The 24,773-nt window shown below is 41.5% G+C and carries 23 protein-coding genes; 1 reads left to right on the top strand and 22 read right to left on the bottom strand.

Going from position 1 to position 24,773, the window contains the following annotated elements; translation table 11 throughout:
* Window positions 1–41: 41 nt before the first annotated feature.
* From SNAG_RS03245 to SNAG_RS03185, 13 genes are all read right to left on the bottom strand, one after another.
* The gene (locus SNAG_RS03245) at window positions 42–452 is read right to left on the bottom strand and encodes a GNAT family N-acetyltransferase (RefSeq protein ID WP_096406489.1); all 411 of its coding nucleotides are present in this window, start codon (window positions 450–452) and stop codon (window positions 42–44) included.
* 99 nt (window positions 453–551) lie between these two features.
* Entirely contained in the window at window positions 552–1,916 is a 1,365-nt protein-coding gene (locus SNAG_RS03240) for an amino acid permease (protein WP_172842381.1), read from the bottom strand.
* Window positions 1,917–1,994: 78 nt separating this feature from the next.
* Window positions 1,995–2,477, bottom strand: a complete 483-nt coding sequence (gene greA, locus SNAG_RS03235; protein WP_096406487.1) for a transcription elongation factor GreA — start codon at window positions 2,475–2,477, stop codon at window positions 1,995–1,997.
* A 63-nt stretch (window positions 2,478–2,540) separates the two neighbouring features.
* Window positions 2,541–4,286 (bottom strand): endolytic transglycosylase MltG, encoded by a 1,746-nt coding sequence (mltG, locus tag SNAG_RS03230; RefSeq protein ID WP_096406484.1) that lies wholly within the window; start codon window positions 4,284–4,286, stop codon window positions 2,541–2,543.
* A gap of 80 nt (window positions 4,287–4,366) precedes the next feature.
* A complete protein-coding gene (locus SNAG_RS03225) occupies window positions 4,367–4,870 on the bottom strand; it encodes a GNAT family N-acetyltransferase (protein ID WP_096406481.1) in 504 nt (167 codons plus the stop codon).
* On the bottom strand, window positions 4,867–5,346 hold the full coding sequence (locus tag SNAG_RS03220; protein ID WP_096406479.1) for a GNAT family N-acetyltransferase: 480 nt from the start codon (window positions 5,344–5,346) through the stop codon (window positions 4,867–4,869). The genes SNAG_RS03225 and SNAG_RS03220 overlap by 4 nt, the downstream gene beginning before the upstream one ends.
* 9 nt (window positions 5,347–5,355) lie before the next feature.
* Window positions 5,356–6,690: a UDP-N-acetylmuramate--L-alanine ligase gene (gene murC, locus SNAG_RS03215; RefSeq protein WP_096406476.1), complete on the bottom strand. Its 1,335-nt coding sequence runs from the start codon at window positions 6,688–6,690 to the stop codon at window positions 5,356–5,358.
* Between the two features lie 11 nt (window positions 6,691–6,701).
* Window positions 6,702–7,313 carry a cystathionine gamma-synthase gene (locus SNAG_RS03210; protein ID WP_096406474.1) on the bottom strand — a complete coding sequence of 204 codons (612 nt, stop codon included), beginning with the start codon at window positions 7,311–7,313 and terminating at the stop codon, window positions 6,702–6,704.
* Between the two features lie 47 nt (window positions 7,314–7,360).
* Window positions 7,361–10,456 (bottom strand): DEAD/DEAH box helicase, encoded by a 3,096-nt coding sequence (locus SNAG_RS03205; protein WP_096406471.1) that lies wholly within the window; start codon window positions 10,454–10,456, stop codon window positions 7,361–7,363.
* Window positions 10,457–10,548: 92 nt separating this feature from the next.
* Window positions 10,549–11,715 carry a MalY/PatB family protein gene (locus SNAG_RS03200; protein ID WP_096406468.1) on the bottom strand — a complete coding sequence of 389 codons (1,167 nt, stop codon included), beginning with the start codon at window positions 11,713–11,715 and terminating at the stop codon, window positions 10,549–10,551.
* 7 nt (window positions 11,716–11,722) lie between these two features.
* Window positions 11,723–12,817 carry a cystathionine gamma-synthase gene (locus SNAG_RS03195; protein WP_096406466.1) on the bottom strand — a complete coding sequence of 365 codons (1,095 nt, stop codon included), beginning with the start codon at window positions 12,815–12,817 and terminating at the stop codon, window positions 11,723–11,725.
* A 145-nt stretch (window positions 12,818–12,962) separates the two neighbouring features.
* Window positions 12,963–14,921 carry a peptide ABC transporter substrate-binding protein gene (locus SNAG_RS03190; protein WP_096406463.1) on the bottom strand — a complete coding sequence of 653 codons (1,959 nt, stop codon included), beginning with the start codon at window positions 14,919–14,921 and terminating at the stop codon, window positions 12,963–12,965.
* Between the two features lie 202 nt (window positions 14,922–15,123).
* Entirely contained in the window at window positions 15,124–16,746 is a 1,623-nt protein-coding gene (locus tag SNAG_RS03185) for a putative polysaccharide biosynthesis protein (RefSeq protein WP_096406461.1), read from the bottom strand.
* 105 nt (window positions 16,747–16,851) lie between these two features.
* Here SNAG_RS03185 and SNAG_RS03180 point away from each other — a divergent pair, with 105 nt between their 5' ends.
* Window positions 16,852–18,297, top strand: coding sequence for a UDP-N-acetylmuramoyl-L-alanyl-D-glutamate--L-lysine ligase (locus SNAG_RS03180; protein ID WP_096406458.1), 1,446 nt, complete (start codon window positions 16,852–16,854; stop codon window positions 18,295–18,297).
* Window positions 18,298–18,332: 35 nt separating this feature from the next.
* Here SNAG_RS03180 and SNAG_RS03175 read toward each other — a convergent pair whose 3' ends face one another.
* The 9 genes from SNAG_RS03175 to SNAG_RS03135 form a co-directional block, all read right to left on the bottom strand.
* A complete protein-coding gene (locus SNAG_RS03175; protein ID WP_000051185.1) occupies window positions 18,333–18,533 on the bottom strand; it encodes a CsbD family protein in 201 nt (66 codons plus the stop codon).
* Between the two features lie 101 nt (window positions 18,534–18,634).
* Window positions 18,635–19,285 (bottom strand): DUF1803 domain-containing protein, encoded by a 651-nt coding sequence (locus SNAG_RS03170; protein WP_096406456.1) that lies wholly within the window; start codon window positions 19,283–19,285, stop codon window positions 18,635–18,637.
* Complete coding sequence (locus SNAG_RS03165; protein ID WP_096406453.1) at window positions 19,269–19,781, bottom strand: YiiX/YebB-like N1pC/P60 family cysteine hydrolase; 513 nt, start codon at window positions 19,779–19,781, stop codon at window positions 19,269–19,271. Before SNAG_RS03165 ends, SNAG_RS03170 begins: the two co-directional genes overlap by 17 nt.
* An 85-nt stretch (window positions 19,782–19,866) precedes the next feature.
* Window positions 19,867–20,802 carry a manganese-dependent inorganic pyrophosphatase gene (locus tag SNAG_RS03160; protein WP_070837304.1) on the bottom strand — a complete coding sequence of 312 codons (936 nt, stop codon included), beginning with the start codon at window positions 20,800–20,802 and terminating at the stop codon, window positions 19,867–19,869.
* Between the two features lie 84 nt (window positions 20,803–20,886).
* Window positions 20,887–21,171, bottom strand: a complete 285-nt coding sequence (locus SNAG_RS03155) for a GIY-YIG nuclease family protein (RefSeq protein ID WP_096406451.1) — start codon at window positions 21,169–21,171, stop codon at window positions 20,887–20,889.
* Entirely contained in the window at window positions 21,161–21,910 is a 750-nt protein-coding gene (locus SNAG_RS03150; protein ID WP_096406448.1) for a tRNA1(Val) (adenine(37)-N6)-methyltransferase, read from the bottom strand. Before SNAG_RS03150 ends, SNAG_RS03155 begins: the two co-directional genes overlap by 11 nt.
* A 53-nt stretch (window positions 21,911–21,963) precedes the next feature.
* Window positions 21,964–22,323: a S1 RNA-binding domain-containing protein gene (locus SNAG_RS03145; RefSeq protein WP_000689613.1), complete on the bottom strand. Its 360-nt coding sequence runs from the start codon at window positions 22,321–22,323 to the stop codon at window positions 21,964–21,966.
* A gap of 1 nt (window position 22,324) precedes the next feature.
* Window positions 22,325–23,725, bottom strand: a complete 1,401-nt coding sequence (locus tag SNAG_RS03140; RefSeq protein WP_096406445.1) for a bifunctional Cof-type HAD-IIB family hydrolase/peptidylprolyl isomerase — start codon at window positions 23,723–23,725, stop codon at window positions 22,325–22,327.
* A gap of 81 nt (window positions 23,726–23,806) precedes the next feature.
* On the bottom strand, window positions 23,807–24,316 hold the full coding sequence (locus SNAG_RS03135) for a GNAT family N-acetyltransferase (RefSeq protein ID WP_096406443.1): 510 nt from the start codon (window positions 24,314–24,316) through the stop codon (window positions 23,807–23,809).
* Between the last annotated feature and the right edge of the window lie 457 nt (window positions 24,317–24,773).

Genomic DNA, 24,773 nt, shown 5'->3' with positions numbered 1-24,773 from the left:
GCCACTTAGCTAAGCTCCTCTTCAAAGGAAAGAAGTCTAGGTCACAAATCCTTTTGGTAATAGTATCTTTGTCCTGTATAGGGATAGTCTTGCAAGGTAAAGACTTCCTTGTAGCCATGACTTAGATAAAAATCTGGTGCTTGAAACTGGTAAGTGTTGACAAAAGCAAAACGACAATTTCGATTCTTAGCTTCATTTTCTGCTTGTTGCAGTAGTTTCGAACCAATTCCTTGTCCTCGTAGCTCCTCTTTCACAAACAAATATTCGATTTCCAGCCAATTTCCGAAAGTCTCAGCTACTAAGCCCGCCATGAGATTGCCCTTTTCGTCTTCGAGATAAAGATTCAGTGGTTCGCTCTCAGCCTCTTCTCTTTTTGAACGATTATAAGCACGAATTTGATTCGCGATTTCTCTCGCTTTCTCGGACTCTATATTCTCCAATCTAAGGTACATCCAAACCTCCTAATAAACTGCTACAGCTTGATTATAATCCTATTTCAATAGACTGTCAAACTAGAAAAACTCACCAAACAGAGTTGATGAGTTCATGATTTATTTTCTAAATTTCCACTGACTATAAATCCCAAAAACAAGGATCCAGATAGCAGAACCAACTGCCCCCAAGAAAGTCGACTCTTGCAAAAAGAGAGTCACAAAAACAAAGACAAAAAAGAGGATGGTTAGGGGATTAAGCAAGCGATACTGAGGCATGAGGTAGCCATCAGCCATGAAATCTTGTGACTTGCGGTATTTTAGATGGGCCATCATAATCAAGATATAAATCGCGATGTAAACACCTGATGAAGATGCCGTAATCAAAGCAAAGGCATCTGAAACACCTGGTAGCACATTGATAAAGGCAGCGAGAGCAATCAAGATTGCTGAGGCGATGATGGCATTTTGTGGAACATTGTGGCGAGAAAGGGTATCGACCTTGATGGCCTTTAAGAAACGATTGGGCGAATCATGGGCAATCTGATATAAGTGTCTCCCTGTTGAGTAGAGAGTTGAGTTAAGAGCAGACGCCGCTGAGGTCAAGACAACAAAGTTGATTAGAGCTGCTGCCCACTTGATTCCCGCCAGTTCAAAAACCGTTACAAATGGAGAATCTGAAGAATTAAGATAAGACCAAGGAATAATGGCCATAATCGCAATAAGAGCTCCCCCATAGAAGAAGATAATTCTGAGAGGAATTTCCTTAACAGCTTTGGGCAAGACCTGACGAGGGTTCTTTGTTTCAGAAGTTGTCACCCCGATAAACTCAATCATCAGATAGGCAAAAAATACCATTTGAAAAGCCATGACAAAGTTCATAACTCCGTTTGGAAAAAGAGAGAACTGGTCACTGATATTTGCCAAACTTGCAACACCATGCGGTGTCTTAAAGCCCGTCAAAACCATAAAGACCCCAGTGGCAATCATGGATAAAATCGCCACAATCTTGACCATAGCAAACCAAAACTCGACTTCTCCAAAGAGCTTAACCGCAATCAAGTTGACCAAAGCCAAAATCGTTAAAAAGACAAGCTGAACCATCCAGCTAGGCCAGGTAGGGAACCAGAAGCGGACATAGTCTGAGATGGCAGTGATTTCTGCCATACCGATAAAGACAACAGACAACCAATAAGACCAAACTGAAAAATATCCCCAGCCTTTCCCCAAATGACGGGTGATAAAGTTGATAAAGGTATGCTGTTCTGGATCCTGATACAGCATCTCCCCAACAGCTCTCATCATCAAAAACATAAAAGCTCCTGTAATCATATAAATCAGGATGATCGAAGGTCCTGTAAGGCTGATAGAGCGACCAGCACCTAGGAAAAGTCCTGTTCCGATTGTTCCCGCAATGGCCATCACCTGAACATGGCGATTGGTTAATCCACGCTCCATTTTATTTTTCTTCTTGTATTCACTCATATAGTCCCCCATTTCATCTAAAAAACCAAAAAGGAGTTGAACGAGGCGAAAAGCCTCCCCTACTCCTTTTTATTCTCATTAAGCTGTTTTTTCAACCTTCAAGATTTTTACTTGATAGCTGCCAACTGGTGTCTCGATGGTTGCTGTATCTCCAGTCTTTTTACCAATCAAGGCTTGTCCAATCGGACTCTCATTTGATACTTTACCAGCAAAAGCATCTGCACCCGCAGAACCAACGATGATGTAAACTTCTTCGTCATCTTCTCCAATTTCTTGGATAGTTACAGTCTTACCAATCGCAACTTCATCCAGTGCAACTGCATCGCTGTTGACGATTTCAGCATAGCGAATCTTTGTTTCCAGACTAGAGATTTGTCCTTCAACAAAGGCTTGTTCATCTTTTGCTGCTTCATATTCACTGTTTTCTGAAAGGTCTCCGTATGAACGAGCGATTTTGATACGCTCTACAACTTCGGGACGACGAACGAGTTTCAATTCTTCTAATTCTTTTTCAAGTTTTTCCTTTTCTTCAAGGGTCATTGGATAAGTTTTTTCTGCCATTTTTCTCAACTTTCTTTTTCTATTAGGTTTTTAAAACAAAATTATGTGGAAAACCACATAATTTTAGTTTGAACTACTTGATTGGGGTAATTTGCTATTGATATGCTCTGCAACATTTTGATCATGTTCTTCTTTTGTTGTCGCAAAGTATACTTTACCGTCTTCAACATTGGCTACAAAGTACAAGTAGTCACTCTTTGTCTGATTTACACTTGCTTCAATAGCATCCAGACTTGGACTATCAACTGGTCCAGGCATGAGGCCAAGATGCGTATAGACATTGTATGGTGAGTCGATATTTGTATCAATTGTAGCGTCATCAGCTAAACTAATCTTTTGACCAAGTTTGCCTTCAGCATACAGGATAGCAATGTTGCTTTGAAGTGGCATGCCGACATTCAAACGGTTATAGAAGACACCTGCGATTTTCTTGCGGTCTTCGGTCTTAGCACCTTCTTTTTCGACAAGAGAAGCAATGCTGAGCAATTCATTAACTGTCAGATTCTTTTCTTTAATCGTTGCGTAGTATGGTGACATGGCCTTGTCCATAGCAGCAACCATCTCATCAATCAAGCTTTCAACAGTTGTGCTGTCTTTGATAGTGTAGGTTGCTGGGAAAAGGTAGCCTTCAAGACGATAGCGAACGCCACTGTCTTTTGTTGGGAGGCTTCCAAGTAGGTTTGGATACTTAGCTACTAATTGGGAAATAAAGGTCTCATCTTGAGCTTTTGCCAAGAAAGCATCCGCAGTAAGAGGTTCTTTAAATTCACCTTGAAGTTGTCCTACTGTTTGAGCGATTTGCTCTAGTGTATAACCTTCTGGAATGGTCAAGTTTGCAAGAACAGGCGCCTGAGCTTCAGGAGTCCCACCTTTTTCCAATTCTTGAATCAACTCATCCGTACTCATACTCTTCTTCAAGTTGTAATAACCTGACTTCAAGTTAGCATGGCTATAGTATTTAGCATAAAGACTAAAGATAAGTCCATGTTTAACCAATCCAGATTTTTCCAAGGTGCTTCCAATTTCTTGAACATTGGCTCCGTCTGGGATTTGAACCGTTACGTAGTCCTTAGAGCTCGCATCCACAGGTTTCAAAGAATCTTGAACATAACCATAACCAAAGTAACCGCCAACTACAACGAGTACTAGGAAGACTAGAACTGTTACTAGGCAACCTTTAGCTTTTGATTTTTTCTTTTTCTTAGTTGATGTTGCACCTTGACGACGACTACGACGTGGAGCATCAGCTAATCCACTGCTAGATTCTGTAGAAACAGGCTCAACTCTTTCAGGCATTCCTGGGGTGATTTCCTCTTTCTTGTCTTCTGTTTTATAGGTTACGGCTACCTTGGTTGGAGTATCGTTAAATTCTTTTTCTTCGGGTTTAAGCTCAACTGGTTCAACCTTAGGTTGAACAGGTTCCACTACAGGTTCTTCAGCCAGATGAATCGGCTCTACTAGAGGTTCTTCAGATTCTACAACTTCAATCTTATCAATGATTGGCTGTCTAATCTCTTTCTCTTCTTGGTCATCCGTTTCATCAGTTCTAGCACTTGAAAGTGGAGGAACACTTGGTGCATTCTTTAGAATTTTATCGACAACAGACAGGGAATCAGCCATCAACTCTTCTGTTGATGTTTCTGGTTCAAGATCTGAAGGAGTTGCTGAACTTGGCTGAGTTGATGAAGTTTTCACATTTGGAATTTCAACTTCTCTCTCTCTTCTATCTTGTTCTTTCACTCTCTCTAAGTCACGTAGAATCTGCTCTTTAAAACTTAATTTTTCTGTATCTCTTTGTTTTTCAGTCAAAAGCTTTACCTCCTTGTTGACAATCCATAATATTATATCTTAAAAGTAGCAGAAAAGCAACTAACTAGGGCATTCCCTAGCTAGTTTTCTTTATTTTCTGGCTGCCAAACCATATCATACCATGTTTCCCCAGCAAAGCTTGACTGGGATAATCCTTCATTAACAAAGCCGTGTTTTTCATAATAGGGAATCAAGTAGTCATGGCAGGTCAGGTTGATACCTTCCCTTTCATGCTCTAAAGCCACTTCTTTTAGGGCCGTCAGCAATCTCTTACCGACTCCCAAAGCTTGTGCTTCTTTAGCAATGGATAGACAGGTAACAGAGATATAACCTCCAGATTTGTGACTGTGGTCCGCTATTTCTTCTGTAAAGGACAAATCTTGAAGGTGACGGTGTGGAACGACTGGACCCTCAATGTAGCCAAGGACACGTCCTTCTTTTTCAGCGACGAGAAAGCTGGTCTGAATTTCACGTAAATGCGCCTCAAAGATCGAACGAGGAATGGCTTCTTCAAGGGAGAAATTCTCTAGCTCTATCTCTAAAATTCGGTCCAAATCCGAAAATCTTGCTTGTCTGATTTTCATACTTCCTCCTGATAAAAAGGATTGACCCAAGTCATATACCATTCAGAACCACTGTCATATTGAATCCCTGTCACTTCTTCTTCAACAAAGCCATTCATTTCAAAATAAGATAGTAGTTCATCAGGACTCTGCAAAAGAATACCTTGATAATCTAGTTCGACTGTCACCTGTTTCAAGGCTGCAAGAAGAAGAGTTCCCAGTCCCTGTCTCCAATGGTCAGGATGAATGGCTAAACGCTTGATTTCAAGGTTTAGGAGTGCTTGAGTGTGTGTTTCTGACACTTCAGCCCCAAGAACATAGCCCACCAGCTGATTTTCATCCCTAGCTACAAGAAAGGTACCCGCAGACTTGCGGATACACTCTTCTAAGGATTGTCGACTCACTGCCTCTTCTGCTGAAAATTTAGCTTCTTCAATCGCCAAAATTTCATCTAGATCTGATAAGGTGGCTTGCCTTATAGTAATTGGAATTTCCATTTGTTTTTCCTATTGGACGTTGCTTGTCAAGTTTGACAAGAGACGTTCAAATGAGTACTCATAGGTTTGGATGTCTCCTGCTCCCATAAAGACGTAAACAGCATTATCATGGTCAAGGAGTGGCGATACATTTTCAACGGTGATAACTTGGTTTTTCTTAGTGATCTTGCTTGCTAGGTCTTCTACCTTGACATCCCCATTGTCCACTTCACGAGCAGATCCATAGATTTGAGCTAGGTAAACGGCATCTGCCTGATTCAAGGCTTGTGCAAAATCATCTAACAAGGCAATAGTTCGAGTGAAGGTGTGCGGTTGGAAGATTGCCACGATTTCCTTGCTTGGGTATTTCTGGCGAGCCGCATCCAAGGTCGCGATGATTTCTGTTGGATGGTGGGCAAAGTCATCGATGATTACCGTATCATTAACGATTTTCTCAGTGAAACGGCGCTTAACACCCGCAAAAGTTTTCAAGTGTTCACGAACCAAGTTCAAATCAAATCCTGCTGTGTAAAGCAAACCAATTACAGCTGTCGCGTTCATGATATTGTGACGGCCAAAGGTTGGAATGTGGAATTGCCCCAGCTCTTGTCCACGGAAATGAACAGTGAAGGTCGAACCAGTTGTTGAACGAAGGAGATCGCTAGCTACAAAGTCATTGCCCTCAGCTTCAAAACCATAGTAATAGATTGGAGCATTGGCTGTAATCTTACGCAACTCAGCATCCTCACCGTAGATGAACAAACCTTTCGTGATTTGTTTAGCATAGTCGTTAAAGGCATTGAAAACATCCTCTAGACTTGTGAAGTAGTCTGGATGGTCAAAGTCAATGTTGGTGATGATAGAATATTCTGGGTGGTAAGGCATGAAATGGCGCTCGTATTCGTCTGATTCGAAGACAAAATATTTAGCATTTTCTGAACCACGACCTGTCCCGTCCCCAATCAAGAAACTTGTATCTGTGATGTGAGACAAAACATGAGACAACATACCAGTTGTTGAGGTTTTCCCATGTGCTCCAGCAACTCCCATGCTGACAAAGTCACGCATAAAGCTCCCTAGAAATTCATGGTAACGTTTGTAGCTGAGGCCATTTTGATCAGCGTAGGCAACTTCAACATTATTATCTGGACGAAAGGCATTCCCGGCGATAATTTCTAGATCACCTTGCAGATTCTTTTCATCAAACGGAAGAATGGTAATTCCTGCTTGCTCCAAACCACGTTGTGTAAAGTAGTACTTTTCAACATCTGACCCTTGAACCTTATGCCCCATTTGGTGCAACATCAAGGCCAAGGCACTCATCCCTGATCCTTTAATTCCAATAAAATGATATGTCTTTGACATGCTTTTCTCCCTTATTCCGTGATTCTTGTCAGGTTCAACTCTTGGGCAACCTGACGTTCCTGTTCTGATTGCTTATTCTTTTTATTATAAATCTGGCTCTTCTTCAGAAAATCATAGTTGTTCTTTTTAGCTTTACCAGATTGATTTTCAAAAGTCGGAGTCGCTACTTGTCCAGCTTCTTCAGCTAGAATATAGTGGGACTGACTCAAGTTTTTGCTAAATTTAGCAAACTCACCTGGATTTTCCTTTTGAAATGGTGCTGTTGGTTGGCTTCCATGACGAGCATGAGTTGAAGAAGAATGACGTCTAGTATGACTAACGTCTTGGGTCAAATACTTGGCTGAACGTTTCTTTTTTAGATCCGCACGCGCCTCTTCTCGAGCCAACTCTGCATAAGTCTTTTCAACTTTTTTTACTTCTGGAGCTGGTTCTGGCTTTTTGCTTACCACAGGAGCAACTACACTAGCTTCCTCAACAATAGGAGACCATTCTAAATAGTTTTTATCTCGGTAATCACCTTTGATATTGCTAATAAAGTCTGACTCATCATACAAGTCCATGACTGGCATTTCGGTCAGCATGATTTCGTCATCTGACACCAATGGAAATCGATCTTGTTTCATTTTGTATTTCCTTTCAACTCTTCATTATAGCGTATTGTCTTGATTTTTCAAGTGTTGGCTTCAGAAATTCCCAAAATTTCACGAATTTCTGCCAGACTGAGACTCGCACGTGACTCCGTACCATCTAAAACTTGGGAAACCAAATGTTTTTTCTGTTCTTGAAGTTCCTGGATTTTTTCTTCAATGGTTCCCTTAGTAATCAAACGATAGACCTCTACCTTCTGCTCCTGTCCCATACGATGAGCACGTCCGATAGCTTGGGCTTCAACCGCAGGATTCCACCAAAGGTCAACTAGGATGACGGTATCAGCTCCCGTTAAATTAAGACCGACACCTCCTGCCTTCAGAGAGATGAGAAAGGTGTCTCTTTCTCCCTGATTAAAGGCCTTGGTCATCTCTTGTCTGTCTTGAGCAGGAGTTGAGCCTGTGATTTTGAAAGAAGTCAAACCCAAGTCTGGAAGTTCTTGCTCGATTTTTTCCAACATTCCTTTGAATTGTGAGAAAATCAAGACCCGATGGCCACCATCAGCCACTTGTAGCAATAAATCTCGGAGACTATCGAGTTTCCCGCTGGCGCCATGGTAATCGTCCATAAAGAGAGCTGGCGTATCGCAGATCTGGCGCAATCGCATGAGGCCAGATAAGATTTCTACCCTACTTCTTTGGAATTCTTGATCTGTCACTTGCGCTAGACGCTCTCGCATCTGTTGCAACTGGGCCAAATAGATGGCCTTCTGCTGGTCTTCCAGTTCATTTTTATAGACGACTTCGATCAGATCAGGCAGTTCTGTAAGAACTTCTTCTTTCTTACGTCTCATGACAAAGGGCTTGATAAACTGCGCCACCTGCTCAGCTGGTAATTTCATAAACTCTTTCTTGTTCGGTAAAAGCCCAGGTAGCACAATTTGAAAGATAGACCACAACTCTCCTAGATGGTTTTCTATGGGCGTACCTGACAAGGCAAAGACTGCTGGCACCACAAACTGGCGCAAACTCTGAGCAATCTTGGTGTGAGCATTTTTCATGACCTGAGCCTCATCTAAAAAGAGAAAATCAAAGGACATCTCTTGATAGAGGTCACTGTCTTGACGAAAGCTCGCATAACTTGTCACATAGATTTGATGATTTTGAGAAAGAATCACTTCTCTATTCGCTTTCAAACCATGAACAACAGCCAAATCCAACTGCGGTGCAAATCTTCTGAATTCATCTGCCCAGTTGTAGATCAAACCTGACGGCGCCAAAATCAAGACACGACTATCTTCTGTAACCTGACTTGTCAAAAAAGCAATGGTCTGCAGTGTTTTACCCAGTCCCATATCGTCTGCCAAGATGCCTCCAAAACCGTAATGATGGAGCATCTGGAGCCAACGCACACCCTTTTCTTGATAGTCTCTCAAACTCGCTTGAACCTGTACCGCTCCTAAAGGAAAGTCCTCAGGATGGGTCAAATCATGGGCCAAATGCTGAAATTCCTCCGAAAATGCTATCCGATCGCGACCTTCAAAAATTTGAGAAAGACTATAAGCTAAAGATTTCCTAGCTTTGAAAGAGCCATCTTTTAGTTCAACACCCAGTTCCTGCAAATTCTGACGAATCTGCTTGGTTTCCTCATCAAAAAAGAATACTTGATCAGAAGAACTGATATAGAAATCCTGATTGCTGGTTAAGGCTTTAAGAGCTTGATTAATCTCTTCTTGCCCAATCCCTTGGAAGTCAAACTGAATTTCCAGCAGTCCTCCTTTGGACTCAATCTGAACCTGAGGAGTTTGAAGGCTGTAGAGCTGATTTATCTCATCAGACAAGAAAACTTGACCCAACTTCTCAAAAGCAGGAATCGTATGGTGAAAGAAAGAGTAAACTACCTCAGGCTTCAAAGCCTGTCTCCAAGACTGAAAATCAGCCTCAAAACCAGCCCCTAAACTAACTTGAAATATCTGGCTTTCTAGGGCAGCATCGCTAGCGAAAGGTAATTCTTCCAGCTGTTGACGACTAGTCACCTTAATATCTCCATAATCAAACTCGATATCCAAGCGGATACGACCATCCTTCTCCTTGTCAAAGTAAAAGATCGGTGAAAAGGGTCTGATTTGCAAGCGCTCAGGAGCAGAAACTGTGCCCAGCTGTCCAAACAAAGGAAGACAGGAAGCCAATCGATCCCGATCTCCAGTATCAAACTGGAGGCATTTTCTCCCTTTTGTTTCCTGAGGAAGTTCATTGATTTCTTTTAAAAGACTCATTTGTTTAGGGGTTAAGAGATAAACATTGCCCTTACGAAAGAGAACCGCCCCTCCATAGAATACATTGACCCGCTCACTTTCAGCGATTTCCATCTCAAAATAATCAGGGTACTCCTGCACGGAAAAAGAGAAAAGTCCTGCATCAGGATCTAAATCATGAAAGAGGAGATTCTCATAGCTATCAAGCTGGTGGTCAAAATGAAAATCTTCCAAGTTCATCAATAACCCCACACCCTGCTCAAAAAAGGTCAGAGGAATAAAGAGATGACGACCTTGATTTGGGAAAAAGAGTTCCTGACTGAGCCCCTCCTCAATCAAGCCCCGTAAAAAAGTAAGAACTTCTTGACTCGATTCGTTAAAAACCTCCCAAAACAAGTTATTCTCATAGTGTTTCCCGATCATGTAAGATTTGCTTTGGGCCAAGACCTTCAAAAAGAGTGGAATATCACGGATGACATAATATTTTTGACTCTCAAGCAAACCGATTCGAAGAGTCCAAAGGAGGCGATTGGTTCCAGCTTCCACCTGGCCTAGAGCCGACAAAGTGTATGTCTCTTCTCGTTTTTGAGGTTGAACACGCTCCAAAAAACTACCACCAAAACTAACCTTGGTTTCAACTTCTTCTTGCTCTTCATGTCCTTTTTCTAAGGTTTGTAAAATCACCTGACCTTCTTCATCATTTTTCAGATAATGCTCGAGCGCTGCTAGGTGAATACAGTAACCTCTTTTTTGGAAAAAATCGCAAGCGCAAAAAACAAGATCATCCTCTAAACTGTAGCGCAAATCTTCTCCAGCTACACGTGTATAGAGGCGATTCCCTTTTTCCTTGATGATCTCAATCTTGCCCGTCTCATAGAGGGTGACCCCCTCCATGCGCAATTTTCCTGGAATCAATTTAGCCATAGTTACCCCTTTATCTTATCTCCTCATTATACCATATTATCCCCTATGAAAATAGCCTTCCAGGAAGACTTTTCTCCTAGAAGGCTCGATTCTTAAAGTGTAGCAAAAGTGGTCATGATGCGTTGACAAACCTCTTCCAAAAGTGTTTTAGGCATGGCAACATTGAGACGGGCATGAAGGGTCCCTTCTTCTCCAAAGTCCAAGCCTCGGTTCAAGATGACCTTGGCTTTATTCTTCAAAAGCTCTTGCAAGCGCTCATCCGTTAGGTTATAGGCAGAAAAATCCAGCCAGATTAAATAGGTCCCTTGGGGTTTCATGACCTGAATCTTGGTTTCGTTGCCCAAAACATCCACTACATAGTTAATGTGGTCTTCGATGACTTCTTTTAGCTCTCCTAACCAGTTCTTGCCATAACGGTAGGCAGCTTCTGTTGCCAAATACCCCAAACCTGAAATTTCATGCTGGTTATTGGCCAACTGTCGTTTTTGAAAAGCAACACGAAGCTTTGGATTTTCAATGACAGCATAGGAATTTTTCGTTCCAGCAATATTAAAGGTCTTGGTAGCACTGCTCAAGATGAGGGCAAAGTCTTTGAAAGCAGGATCAATGGTATTAAAAGACTGGTGTTTGTGACCAAAGAGGGCCAAATCTTGGTGAATCTCATCCGAAACCAGCAATACACCATGTTTTTGGCAGAGATGACCAATCTTTTCTAACACTTCCTTTTCCCACACACGGCCCCCAGGATTATGAGGGTTGCAAAGGATATAAAGCTTCACATCCTCTTCCACCAATTCCTTCTCCAACTGGTCAAAATCAATCTCAAACAACCCGTCCTTTTCCACCAAATGATTGGTAATCAATCGGCGATTGTTGAGTTTGACACTGCGAGCAAAAGGTGGATAGACCGGTGTGTTAATTAGAACAGCTTCCCCCTCTTTTGTAAAGGCTTGAATGGCTGTTGAGATAGCTGGCACCACTCCCTCGATAAAGAAAAGAGCATCCTTGTCAAAGTGATACCCGTGTTGACTGGCTTCCCAATCCTGAACCGACTCAATCAAAGCGTTGCTTGCATAAGTATAACCATAGACCAACTGATCCGCATAGGCTTGTACAGCTTGTCGAACCTCAGGCAAAACCACAAAGTCCATATCTGCTATCCAGGCTGGTAGAACTTCTCGATCAGCTTCCGCTTCTTTCCATTTATAGGTATGGTGTCCAAAACGATTGGGCAGGCTTGTAAAATCATATTTTCCCATATTTGTCTTATCCTTCCAAAGCTCGGCGCAAGTCCGCAATCAAATCTCTAGCATCTTCAATCCCAATAGACAAGCGCAAGAGGTCGTCTGTCAAACCGTAGGAATGGCGTACTTCTGCTGGAATATCCGCATGGGTTTGAGTCGTCGGATAGGTGATCAGACTCTCCACTCCACCCAAACTTTCCGCAAAAGAGAATACCTTTAAGCTATTTAAAATATGAGGAATACGCTTTTCATCCACTACTTTAAAGGAAATCATACCCCCACGTCCAGTATAGAGCACTTCCTTGACAGCAGGTGAATCCTTCAAAAAGGCAACCACTTCTTGGGCATTGGCTGTGGAACGTTCCATACGAAGAGATAGAGTTTTAAGACCACGAATCAACTGATAACTATCAAACGGTGATAAGACCGCACCTGTCGTATTGAGATTATAGAACAATTGTTCATATAGTTCTAAACTATTAGTCACAACCACCCCAGCCAAGACATCATTGTGCCCTGCTAAATACTTGGTAGCTGAATGAAGAACAATATCCGCACCGTCTTCAATCGGACGTTGGTAAATCGGGCTGTAGAAGGTATTGTCCACCACAACCTTGGCGCCCTTGGCATGAGCTAGTTTTGCCAGTTTTGCAATATCAAATTCCAACATCAAGGGATTGGTTGGCGTTTCGATATAGAGAACATCCACATCATTTTCCAGCTCAGCAATCAACTCTGCTTCAGTATTGGCATAGGTAAAATGGAAACGGCCTTCTTGCTCGACTTGATTGAACCAACGGAAAGAACCCCCATACAGATCGCGTACAGCCAAGACTTTACTTCCTACTGGAAAAACACTAAAAGCCAGTACAATCGCAGCCATTCCTGAGCTTGTCGCTAGGGCATAATCTGCTGATTCGATTGCCGCCAAGACTTCCTCCGCCTTACTGCGAGTTGGATTTTTAGTACGGGTATAGTCAAATCCAGTAGACTGGCCAAACTCTGGATGCTGATAAGTGGTTGAAAAATGAAGCGGTGTTACCAAGGCACCTGTAGCCTCATCTGACTTGATCCCAGCCTGGGCCAAAATTGTGTTGATGTGTCGTTCTTTGCTCATACAATACCTCCAAATCTATAGTAACTATTGTACCACTTATTTTTACTAACTCATTTTCTTGTTTTCAAGAGCTAGTTATAGTTTCAAACTATATAAAAACGATAGTTTCTTGAGAAACTATCGTTTTTCCTGTTGAATAGACTGGTTATTTAACGTGTTTTGCCAGTTCTTCTTGGGCTTTCTTATTTGATTCTTCTTTTTCTTTCAACCATTTTTCTTTAGCTTTTTCATACTCATCAGCCGTTACAGTCTTATCTTGTAACTTGAGATACTTGTATGATTCGACACCCTTATTTCCAGCTTGTGAGAATGGTGATGAGAATGGAACTGTCTTTCTCAAGGTCGGTGTTCCACCCTGAGAAACGTTTGGAATAGCAAGGGCGCTATCAACGAGCCAAGCTTGAATTTCAGCATATTTTTCATAACGTTTTGCTGGATCTTGCTCCTTGTTCGCTTCTTCTAACATTTGAGTGTAAGTATCCAGACCAACTGCCTTAGCCTTGTCATTGACCTCACCTGGTTCTAGACCAATGTTTTGCAACATACCACCGTTATTGACATTTAAGATATCAAGATAACTTGATGGATCCAAGTAGTCCGCACTCCAACCGCCATTATAGATATCAAAGTCTTTTTGAGCTGCAGTTTGAGCTAGGTAGCTAGAGTTGTCAAAGTCATCTGTTGATAGCTGTTGGATATCGATAACCACATTCTCAGCTCCTAGAACAGATTCGATGGATTGTTTCAAAGAGCTTGCTTCAAGTACACCTTTTTTAGCTGATTGGTCTACAGATACATCCAAGTGGATTGGGAATTGCACACCCTTAGCTTCCAATTCTTTCTTAGCTTCTGCAAATTTAGCTTTAGCCTTGTCAGGATTGTAGTATGGATCTTGCGCATCTGCAAAGTTGATTCCTTGCCATTCTTGGCCATAGTTGACCATCTTTTCTGAAACAACATCGCCAAAGTCTTTTCCGTTGATGCTTACAAATGTTGGAGGTACAACCAAGTTACGAATAATCTTTGTTGCTCCGTCCTCCCCTTGAGATTGTGCTCCATAGGCTGTACGGTTATAAGCATAGTTGAAGGCTTGACGGAAGTTTTTATTCAGAACTGCTTCTTGGGTTGATTTCTTTTCGATATCTGAAGATTTAGACGTGAAGTTATAAGACTTTCTGTCCAAGTTGAAGTTTATGTAATAAGAAGTTGCATTTTGCATACTATAGATGATGTTATCCTTGTTCTTCTCTTTAATTCCTTCAAAACTTGAGCTATTTGGATAGAGACGTGCATAGCTGTAGACTCCTTCTACAAAGTTACGTGCTAGTGCATCTTGGTCACTACCATCATAATAGGCCAATTTCACATCATCCACAAAGACATTTTTTTCATCCCAGTAGTTGGGATTTTTCTTGAATTCGATAACAGATTTTGAAACAAACGATTTCATCAAGAAAGGTCCATTGTACAAAATACTAGAAGGGTCTACCTTACCAAAGTCATCCCCTTTTGATTTTAAGAAATCTGCATTGACAGGGAAGAGAATGGTTGAAGTTGTTTTAGAATTCCAATAAGATTCTGGACGTGTCAAAGTGTACTGAACTGTTTGGTCGTCAATCGCCTTAACACCGACAGTTGAAAAGTCAGTTGTTTTCCCGTTGATATAGTCATCCAAACCTGCTACAGAGTCTTGAACCAGGTACAAGGCTTCGGATTTTTTATCAGCAGCATATTTCAAACCTGTCACGAAGTCTTGAGCCGTTACAGGGGCGTATTCTTCACCCTCGTATGTATACCACTTAGCGTCCTTACGAAGTTTATAGGTATAGGTCAAACCATCCTTAGAAACGGTCCAGTCCTCCGCTAAAGATGGAACATAGTTCCCATATTGGTCATTTTCCATCAAACCATCAACCAAATTGGTAACAATATCATTGGTTGTTGCACGGTTTTCAGCCAGATAGTTCAAACTAGATGGATCACTAGAGTAAACATAGTTGTATGTTTTAGATGAACTTGCTGAGTTCCCACATGCGCTTAGTAGGATACCTGCGCTTAACACGACACCTGCCAGTGTCAGATACTTGGCCTTAGACTTTTTCATTTCCAGAACCTCCTGTTTTAAATATTTGTTATATTATACAGTTTTGGTTTTATTTAGTCAAGCTTTTTTTGAAGAAAAAGTCAAAAAACATATTTTTTTGCTACTAAATTTAGAAAAAGTTCTACTTTTTTAATATTTTGAACAATAAAACAACCTTTCTTTAATAGAAAGGTTGTAATTATAACTTTTATTTATAAATCATTTACGATATTTTCAATCGTGTCCGTAGTCGATCTGCTTGAGCTTGGCCAATTATCTTGTCCAAGAGTCGTGTCCGTAGACTCATCAAGCCATAAAGACCTCCTCCAAGCCCTCCGATGAGAGCTACATAAAGGAAACTCCAGAAGCGTCCACTTGGCTGGAAGACAAAACCGAGTAGCCACTGTATGAAACCAACTAAGATAAACATGACAAGGGTCAAAATAGTAATCAAGATAGTTCGCTTCAAGATAATCTTTCGACGAGCACCCGTTACTTGGCAGATATCTCGGTACATCAAGACATTCGGAATGATCAAGCCGATAGTCGTTGAAATCAAAGGACCGTAGCTGTGGAAAATAGCAATGGTTGGCAATTGCAAGATGATCTTAGCAATGGAACCATAGATAAAGTAAAGAACTGCCTTGCGGTTGCGGAACATGGCCTGAAGCATAGGAGACAAGACCATATACAAGCCTAGGATAGTAGACTGCAAAACTGCAAAGACAAATAAACCCATAGCCAGACTATCTGGCTTACCATAAAAGACTGTGTAGAGCGGTTCTCCTACCATGACAACTCCAACCGTTGCTGGCAGCAAGAATAAGAGAAGCATGGTCATACTATCTTGAACTAGGCGAGCTGCTGCCTGCAAGTCACCTTTTACATAGTTCTCCGTCAAAAGTGGCAAGCCAACACTACCAATGGAAACTCCTACAGAGATTAAAATCATGGTAATTTTATTCGGATTGGCAGAGAAATAAGAAAACATAACAACCAAGTCTTCATTGCTGTAGTTGGTAAACCAAGTCATGCTTCTGATAAAAGTCATCTGGTCCAAGATTTGGAAAAGCTGGATGGCTGATCCTGTCAGGATGAAGGGAATGGCTTCCTTGATAGTATCGACTAAGAGTCGCTTGCTATTGATTTTATCCCGTGTTTCAAATACTCTTTTGAGTAAACCTTCTTGGGCTAGGAAGTAGATCAGGACTACAAAACTAGCCACCATCCCCACAAAAGCCGCAAAGGTCGATTGGGTAACTGCTGATAAGTAGTCACCAGAACCCATCTTCATAATGAAGAAGGTCGCCATCAACATCCAGATGACACGAATCACCTGCTCAGCGATTTGGCTCATAGCATAAGGCTTGAGGTTATTCATCCCTTGGAAGAAACCTCGGATGACACTCATGGACGGGAAAATCAAGACCGCCCAAGCCAAGCTCTGCATGATAGGTATCAAATCTTTGCCAACACCTGATAAATCTGCTAACCAAGGAGAAAAGAGATACAAGACCAAGGCAAAGACCAGTCCCAAGCCAGTCATAAAGCCTAGGAAACTCCGAATCAAGGCAAAGCTGTGCTCTTCTTCCCGCATGGTATTGTATTTAGCCACTTGTTTTGCGACCGCAACTGGGATACCCGCTGTTGAAATCAGCAAGAACCAAGCATAAATATTATAACCCATAGTAAAGAGTCCATTTGCCTTAGCGGCATAAGTCCCCATCCAGATATACCAGGGAATAATATAGATAGCACCAAGGAGGCGACTAATAAAGTTACTAGCTGTTAGCCAAGCAGTCCCTCGCAACATCTGGGCTTGCTGGTGATTGTTTTCGTTAGACATAGCTTCCTCATTCAATTTTGATAACTAGGAAAAGTTCCTTATCTTCCATTATAAACTTTTCCTTGTTACTTGTAAAATTCAGACTTTCGGTTTACAATAGAAAGTATGATAAAGATTGAAACTATATTAGACATTTTAAAAAATGATGGTCTCTTCCGTGAGATTATCGACCAAGGACATTACCACTACAACTACAGCGATGTTATTTTTGACAACATCAGTTACGATAGCCGAACAACCAAAGAAAATACTCTATTTTTTGCAAAAGGCGCTGCATTTAAAAAAGAATACCTCATTTCTGCTATAAGTCAAGGTTTAGCTTGGTATGTCGCAGAAAAGGACTATGAAGTCGGTATCCCCGTCATCGTTGTGAACGATATCAAAAAAGCCATGAGTTTGATTGCTATGGAATTTTATGGTAATCCCCAAGAGAAACTCAAAATTCTCGCTTTCACAGGGACAAAAGGAAAAACAACAGCAGCTTACTTTGCATACAACATCCTATCTCAACGCTACCCAACAGCCCTTTTGTCAACTATGAACACAACTCTAGATGGCAAGACTTTCTTTAAATCTTCCTTTTCAACACCTGAAAATATCGATCTTTTCGACATGATGGCTCAGGCTGTTAAAAATGGTAGAACCCATCTCGTAATGGAAGTCTCTAGTCAAGCCTATCTAGTCCATCGAGTCTATGGTCTGACCTTTGATGTAGGAGTCTTTCTTAACATCACTCCTGACCATATCGGACCAATTGAGCATCCGACTTTTGAAGATTACTTCTACCATAAACGTCTCTTGATGAAAAATAGCCGAGCAGTTGTCATTAACAGCGACATGGACCACTTTTCTGTCTTGAAAGAGCAAGTTGAACATCAAGAGCATGATTTCTACGGTAGTCAGTCGAGCAACCAAATCGAGAATTCCAAAGCCTTTAGCTTTTCAGCTACAGGTAAACTCGCTGGTGATTATGATATCCTACTCATCGGCCACTTTAATCAAGAAAATGCAGTCGCTGCTGGACTTGCCTGCCTTCGTCTAGGTGCTAGTCTAGAGGACATCAAAAAAGGAATCGCTGCAACCCGAGTTCCTGGACGTATGGAAGTCCTCACACAGAAAAATGGTGCTAAAGTCTTCATCGACTATGCCCACAACGGGGACAGTCTAAAAAAACTCATCAATGTAGTTGAAACTCATCAAACTGGAAAAATCGCTCTGGTTCTCGGTTCGACTGGAAACAAGGGGGAGAGTCGTCGCAAAGACTTTGGTCTCCTCCTCAATCAACATCCTGAGATTCAAGTCTTTCTCACAGCTGATGACCCCAACTATGAAGATCCAATGGTGATTGCGGAAGAAATCAGCAGCTATATCAGTCATCCTGTTGAAAAGATTGCCGATCGCGAACAAGCCATCAAGGCAGCGATGGCCATCACAAATCAAGAACTAGATGCCGTGATTATTGCGGGTAAGGGTGCTGATCGCTACCAAATCGTCAATGGAGTGAAAGAATCCTACCCTGGTGACGCAGCTGTCGCAGAACGTTACCTATAAAATCAAAAAATCAAGGGAAGTTTTCCCTTGATTTTTTAGTCTTCTTTCTTAAATGAGTTTTTAAGACCTTCAACGGCACCTTCTACAGCACCTTTAGCATCTTCAACAACTTCTTTTGCTTTGGCAACTGTTTTTTCTACAGCACCTTCTGCTTCAGTTTTGCTATCGCCAGTAACTTTACCAAATCCTTCTTTGATAGCACCAGTTGCTTGTTCCAATTTATTTTCAAGTGACATAGCTCTGTCTCCTTTTGTTTTAATACGATAATGGTTATCGCTTACATTTAGTTTATGCTTATTCTTTAGCAAAGTCAAACAATCTGCTCAAAAGCAAACAATTAAGACAAATAGAAAGACAAGCGTTCCTTGTCAAAATCAACAGCCAACTCATACTTTCCTTCTTCATTTTGAACAATATAACCCAAGACGACTAAACTCTCAACAAAGATATCACGCCGTTTCTGCATAAGCTGGTCCTTTTTGAGGAACTTGAGTAAAAACGTCGTCATATACTTGAGGGCATACTCAGGATTGACATCTCCCAAAATGGCATAGAGTTCCTGCTGTTTTTCTGTCAAAGGATATTGATTCTTGACCTTGTAGAAATAATTCGACAGGGTCATCTTTTCTCTAGCAAAATCCGTAGATTCGACTAAAATGGCAGCATTGGTTTGATTGCGCAATTCTGTCTCAAAAGTATTCTCTAGCAAAGCTTGATAGACTGGACTGTCCTCTCTGATAAAAATTTCTTGGTCAAGGGCTAAATTATCCGTAGATTCTAAAAAAGGGAGATTGAGGGAATAGCGTTTATTTTCCCTTAGGATTAAACCTGCCTTTATATACTCTTCCATCAGTTTATCAACTGCCACATCTGGAAACTGAGCCTTGATTTCCCGGAGGATTACATCATCATGACGGTCAAGATAGTCCACCAAATCTATAAAAAATGACTGTCCAGTTAAACGGGAGGGATTAAAAATCTGAATCATGAAGATTCCTTTCTTTACATTCTAAAAGAGGAGATGCTGCCAACTGACTGGGATTGGTCCCCGGCTGGTTTAGAGGCACAGGAAGTTCGAGTTTCCCATAATATTCTCTCCAAAAATCACTAATCTCCTGCTCCCCATCCCCAAATTTCATCGGAACACTTTCAAAAATAGGGAGAATTTCCGCGATGTACTGGGAGCAGTAAAAACCAGACCCATCTGGATAAAAAGAGGCATTATAGGGTGCACCTAAATGTTTGCTAGCTCTCTCCTTTACCAAGTCAACTTCCAGCTCTGGGTAGGTATAGAGATCGTAGAGATGAGTTGATTCAAAAAAATCAGCTGGTTCTTGACAGATAACACCTGCTTGCCCACTAGCATGGTAGATCAATCCGTCCAAAAAGATGGCTACATGGCTATAGTTACCAGTAGAAGCCTGGATGGCCTGCCCCATATCTGAAAGGTCCTTCACAAAAATCAAATCACCATTTTCTAACATCTTTCTCTCCTAGAAAAAAAGGAGCCGAAACCCCTTTAGCTATAAGGAAACTAACGTTTCCTCATTTCAACTATCACTCAGACTATTAGCCATTAAAGCTTTCTGTCAACTGAGGCACCACTTGTTTCTTACGTGAAACGGCACCTGGAAGGAAAGCATGGTTGTTTTCAAGTTTGAAGTTGAAGGCTGCTTCGACCTTGTCCATGTTTGATCCAAGAGCCAAAATTTCTGAGTTTGAGTTAACGATATCTGTAATCATCAAGACAAAGTCAGAGTAGCCATTTGCTGTATTGGCCGCTTGCATTGCAGCTTCAATTTCTGCTTGACGTTCCAAGACTTCAGCAATATCAACTGTGTTTACTTGGGCAACACGGACCTTATTTCCGTTGAGTTCAAAGGTCTTAGCATCGATATCAATCAATTCTTCAGCAGATTTGCTAGCTAAGTTTGTACCAGCTTTCAGCATGGCAAGACCGTACTCTTCCAAGTTGACACCAGCCAATTCAGCCAATTCAGGAGCAATGACTTTATCAGATGGGTGAGTTGTTGGTGATTTCAAAAGAAGGGTATCTGAAATCAAACCAGACAGCATCAAACCTGCAATTTCTTTAGGAACTGCTACACCGTGTTCTTTGAACATGCGGTAAACGATAGATGAAGCTGATCCAACTGGTTCCAAGCGCATGTAAAGTGGGCTTGCAGTTTCAAAGTTAGCCACACGGTGGTGGTCTACAACACCGTAAACTTCTACTTCAGCGATATCTGACACTGATTGTTGGAATTCATTGTGGTCAGTCAAGATGACTTGCTCTGCACCTTCTGCTTTAGCAGATGTGATAACGCGTGGTGCTTCAACACCAAAATAGTTCAATACATAGGCTGTTTCTTCATTAGGGGTTCCAAGTGCTACTGCTTCTGTGTCCAATCCATAAGCCTCTTTTGCAAGATAAGCAAAGGCTACAGATGACCCAATGGCATCTGAATCTGGATTTTGGTGACCAAATACTAGAATCTTAGACATGATAATACCTCGTTTCTTTATTCTCCTTATTGTAGCACTTTTTTCCTCTTTTGACAAAAGTAAGAGGAGTCAAAGGACTCCTCATTAGACATCAATATGGTTGGCTAGATTTTTCTCTTGATTTTCGGATAAAAATCGTTCTTTCTGTGGTCTTTTCTTACGTTTGAGAAGAGCCTCTGCAGACATGGCTTCTTCCTTGCTAGCAAAAGCCTCCACATAGATAAGTTTGACTGGTAATCGAGCTCGGGTATACTTGGCTCCCTTACCACTATTATGAACGGCAAGGCGCCTCTTCACATCCGTTGTATAGCCCGTATAATAAGAACCGTCGCGACACTCTACCACATACATGTAGGCCTTATGATCCATAGTAAATCTCTTGAATTTCTGGGGTATAAGAACCATCATCATTGTGAACAATGAGCGGTGGCAAGACCTTGAAGCCACTAATAGATCCATCTTTGATAGCTTCGATTAAAAGCATATTAGCCTCCTTCTCTCGTTTAGGATAGACAAATTGCAGGCGCTTGGGTGCTAAATTGTGGCGTTGAAGCATGTCTAGAATATCCAACAGTCGATCTGGACGGTGAACCATGACAAAACGACCATTAGACTTGAGAATACTCTGAGCACTTCGACAGATTTCCTTAAGATTAGTCGCAATTTCGTGTCTTGCTAGGAGGTAGTGTTCACTCTCGTTCAGATTGGAATGCGGATCCACCTTGAAATAAGGCGGATTGCACAAAATCATGTCCACCTTACTTCCCTGAATGCGAGCAGGCATATTTTTCAAATCATCGCAAATAACCTGCATCTGCTCTTCCAAGCCATTCAACTGAACCGAACGCTCTGCCATATCCGCCAAACGCTCCTGAATTTCTACAGAGAGAATTTTTGCCTTGGTACGACTACTTGCAAAAAGTCCTACTGCACCATTGCCAGCACAAAAGTCCACAATTAAGCCATTTTTAGGAAAGCGAGGAAAGCGTGACAAGAGAACACTATCCACCGAATAGCTGAACACTTCTCTATTTTGAATGATCTTGATATCTGTCGAAAAGAGCTGGTTGATTCGCTCTCCTGATTTTAATAATTGTTCTTCTTTCATACTTCCATTATATCAAACTATGTTAACATTACAAATGATTTAAATAACCGTATTTACGGCTTCTTTTTTAAATGCTCCAAGGCTTCTCTTGTCCAAACAGGCATCATTCGAGCAAGTGGCGCAAAACCGTGCTTGATACGATCATTTGAAAAACGTCTCCGTCTTGGCAATTGATGTTTTTCTTCCTCCAAAGTACGGATAGAAAGACTGGCTTTCCCAGTGTATTCGTCAAAATCCACCACCTGTACTTGAACCTCATCACCAATTTTTAAAATATCATAGATATTCTCAATAAATCCCGTCCGGATTTCCGAGATGTGAATCAGCCCTGTCACCCCTGTCTCTAACTCGACAAAGGCACCATAGGGCTGAATTCCTGTAATACGCCCGTTTAGCTTATCACCAATTTTCATCCTAGTCCTCAATTTCAATCGTTTCAATTACCACATCTTCAACTGGCTTGTCCATTGCACCAGTCTCAACAGCTGCAATGGTATCTAAGACAGCAAAAGATGCTGCATCTACCAATTGCCCAAAAACAGTATGGCGGCGGTCAAGGTGAGGAGTTCCACCTTGCTCTGCATAAATCTCAGCGATTGGTTCTGGCCAACCACCACGCGCAATCTCTTTCTTAGAGTATGGCAAGTGTTGGTTTTGCACGATGAAAAACTGGCTTCCATTGGTATTCGGTCCAGCATTGGCCATAGAAAGAGCACCACGAATATTATAAAGTTCTTCTGAAAATTCATCCTCAAACGCTTGACCATAAATTGACTCTCCGCCCATACCAGTACCAGTTGGGTCTCCACCTTGGATCATAAAGTCCTTGATAATGCGGTGGAAAATCACACCATCATAGTAACCATCTTTTGAAAGAGCAACAAAGTTGGCTACTGTTTTGGGAGCCTGCTCAGGGAAAAGCTTGATACGCAAGTCTCCGTAATTTGTCTTAATAGTCGCCAACGGACCTTCTACTGTTTCAATGTCTACTTGTGGGAAATGCAATTCTTTTTCTACCATACCAAATCCTTCTAAGGCATCAAAAATGCCATCTTTTTCTACTGTTTTTGTAATATAATCTGCTTTTTCTTTGATTTTTTCATGGGAAATTCCCATGGCAATGCTAATTCCTGCATAATCAAAGAGTTCCAAGTCATTCAGACCGTCTCCAAAGACCATGACATTCTCTGGTTTCAAGCCTAAATGCTCTACCACCTTGGCTACACCTGTGGCTTTTGAACCTGAAATAGGCACGATATCAGATGAATGTTCATGCCAACGCACCATGCGAAGTTTACCAGAGAGACTATCTGGCAAGTGCAGGTCATCTCCTTTTTCCTCAAAGGTCCACATCTGATAAATCTCTACTTTTTCATGAAAATCTGGATCCACATCCAAGTTTGGATAAATCGGATCAATAGCCTCACTGATCAGTTCTGTTCGAGTGGAGAGTTTGGCGTCATGACTGCCAACCAAGCCGTACTCAATCCCCTCTTGTTTTGTCCAAGCGATGTATTCTTCCACATCTTCTTTGGCAATCTGATGCTGATAAATGATTTGACCTTTTTTATCTTCTATATAGGCCCCATTTAGGGTTACAAAAAAGTCAGGTTTAAGATCACGAATCTCTGGAACAACACCAAAAATACCTCGTCCAGAGGCGATTCCTGTTAAAATTCCTTTCTCTCGCAACTGCTTAAAAACAGTGGGAATTGTCGCCGGAATAAAGCCCGTCTTTGACGTACGCAAGGTATCATCAATATCAAAAAAGACGATTTTAATCTTCTTTGCCTTGTATTTTAATTTTGCATCCATCTCTCTACCTCTTTTCCATCACTCTTTCCATTATACCATAAAGTAGAGAAATCCCCTATCTTCAAAAAAATTCACTATCTCTTATTCGAATTTCTTGGATAGGTACAGAACTAAATCATCATTATTTTGAATAGTAGCATTCATTTCCAAGGGCTGATTTCGATACCAAACACCTGAACCATCTGGAATATAGCCTCGTTTGATGTACAATCTCTGAGCAGGACCATAGCCTGAATGGAGCCCAACACCAAGGGTCACCTTATCCGATATGAGCCTAACTCGTTTTTCTGCTTCTTCCAGCAAGAGATTTCCAATACCTTGATTTTGAAAGGGCTCAAAGACATTGAAATCTGAAAGTTCTGGAGCCATTCCAGCAAAAGGCCCCTGCTTAGCGTCGGGTAAAATCGTAATGTAACCCGCTACAGCACCCTCAACCTCTGCAACTAAGACTTCTCTCTCCCCACTTTCTTGCTCCTTAAAGTATCGAGTTAAAATCTCCTCTCTACTTGGCCAACCTTGGCTGATAAATCCTCGAGATAGATTTTTTATGTCAGATTCTTGCATTTTTCTAATTGAACATATCGTCTTCATAAGTTGCTCCTTTAAAGCTTTCTCCTACCATTATAGCACGATAATAAAGATTAAAAGAAAAAACCTAGTAAGACAAAAGAATCTTACTAGGTCAAAAGGGACTCCATTCTAACAGAGTCCTGGAAAAGTCTGAAAAAAAGGGCCACTGGACCGAAGTCGCCTTCTCGTTTCAAAGCTCGTGAAAAATGACCCACCAGGGTCTGAAAAAGAGGGCCACCCGGACCTCAACTCGCTCTCTCGTTTCAAAGCTCGTGAAAAAAAGACCCACCCGGACCTCAACTTGCTCTCTCATTTCAAGGCTCGTGAAAAAGAGGGCCACCCGGGCTCAACTCGCAATCACATTTCTATGCTCGTGAAAAAAAAAGACCCACCAGGGTCTGAAAAAGAGGGCCACCCGGACCTCAACTCGCTCTCTCGTTTCAAAGCTCGTGAAAAAAAGACCCACCAGGGTCTTAAT

The organism is Streptococcus sp. NPS 308, from assembly GCF_002355895.1.
GTDB lineage: Bacteria > Bacillota > Bacilli > Lactobacillales > Streptococcaceae > Streptococcus.
This window is presented reverse-complemented; position numbering and strand designations above follow the sequence as displayed.

What these genes read in the sequence shown, in the direction of transcription:
- SNAG_RS03245 (WP_096406489.1), bottom strand. Translation starts at nt 452, where the DNA reads ATGTACCTTAGATTGGAGAATATAGAGTCCGAGAAAGCGAGAGAAATC.
- SNAG_RS03240 (WP_172842381.1), bottom strand. Translation starts at nt 1,916, where the DNA reads ATGAGTGAATACAAGAAGAAAAATAAAATGGAGCGTGGATTAACCAAT.
- greA (WP_096406487.1), bottom strand. Translation starts at nt 2,477, where the DNA reads ATGGCAGAAAAAACTTATCCAATGACCCTTGAAGAAAAGGAAAAACTT.
- SNAG_RS03225 (WP_096406481.1), bottom strand. Translation starts at nt 4,870, where the DNA reads ATGAAAATCAGACAAGCAAGATTTTCGGATTTGGACCGAATTTTAGAG.
- SNAG_RS03220 (WP_096406479.1), bottom strand. Translation starts at nt 5,346, where the DNA reads ATGGAAATTCCAATTACTATAAGGCAAGCCACCTTATCAGATCTAGAT.
- murC (WP_096406476.1), bottom strand. Translation starts at nt 6,690, where the DNA reads ATGTCAAAGACATATCATTTTATTGGAATTAAAGGATCAGGGATGAGT.
- SNAG_RS03210 (WP_096406474.1), bottom strand. Translation starts at nt 7,313, where the DNA reads ATGAAACAAGATCGATTTCCATTGGTGTCAGATGACGAAATCATGCTG.
- SNAG_RS03205 (WP_096406471.1), bottom strand. Translation starts at nt 10,456, where the DNA reads ATGGCTAAATTGATTCCAGGAAAATTGCGCATGGAGGGGGTCACCCTC.
- SNAG_RS03200 (WP_096406468.1), bottom strand. Translation starts at nt 11,715, where the DNA reads ATGGGAAAATATGATTTTACAAGCCTGCCCAATCGTTTTGGACACCAT.
- SNAG_RS03195 (WP_096406466.1), bottom strand. Translation starts at nt 12,817, where the DNA reads ATGAGCAAAGAACGACACATCAACACAATTTTGGCCCAGGCTGGGATC.
- SNAG_RS03190 (WP_096406463.1), bottom strand. Translation starts at nt 14,921, where the DNA reads ATGAAAAAGTCTAAGGCCAAGTATCTGACACTGGCAGGTGTCGTGTTA.
- SNAG_RS03185 (WP_096406461.1), bottom strand. Translation starts at nt 16,746, where the DNA reads ATGTCTAACGAAAACAATCACCAGCAAGCCCAGATGTTGCGAGGGACT.
- SNAG_RS03180 (WP_096406458.1), top strand. Translation starts at nt 16,852, where the DNA reads ATGATAAAGATTGAAACTATATTAGACATTTTAAAAAATGATGGTCTC.
- SNAG_RS03175 (WP_000051185.1), bottom strand. Translation starts at nt 18,533, where the DNA reads ATGTCACTTGAAAATAAATTGGAACAAGCAACTGGTGCTATCAAAGAA.
- SNAG_RS03170 (WP_096406456.1), bottom strand. Translation starts at nt 19,285, where the DNA reads ATGATTCAGATTTTTAATCCCTCCCGTTTAACTGGACAGTCATTTTTT.
- SNAG_RS03165 (WP_096406453.1), bottom strand. Translation starts at nt 19,781, where the DNA reads ATGTTAGAAAATGGTGATTTGATTTTTGTGAAGGACCTTTCAGATATG.
- SNAG_RS03160 (WP_070837304.1), bottom strand. Translation starts at nt 20,802, where the DNA reads ATGTCTAAGATTCTAGTATTTGGTCACCAAAATCCAGATTCAGATGCC.
- SNAG_RS03155 (WP_096406451.1), bottom strand. Translation starts at nt 21,171, where the DNA reads ATGGATCATAAGGCCTACATGTATGTGGTAGAGTGTCGCGACGGTTCT.
- SNAG_RS03150 (WP_096406448.1), bottom strand. Translation starts at nt 21,910, where the DNA reads ATGAAAGAAGAACAATTATTAAAATCAGGAGAGCGAATCAACCAGCTC.
- SNAG_RS03145 (WP_000689613.1), bottom strand. Translation starts at nt 22,323, where the DNA reads ATGAAAATTGGTGATAAGCTAAACGGGCGTATTACAGGAATTCAGCCC.
- SNAG_RS03140 (WP_096406445.1), bottom strand. Translation starts at nt 23,725, where the DNA reads ATGGATGCAAAATTAAAATACAAGGCAAAGAAGATTAAAATCGTCTTT.
- SNAG_RS03135 (WP_096406443.1), bottom strand. Translation starts at nt 24,316, where the DNA reads ATGAAGACGATATGTTCAATTAGAAAAATGCAAGAATCTGACATAAAA.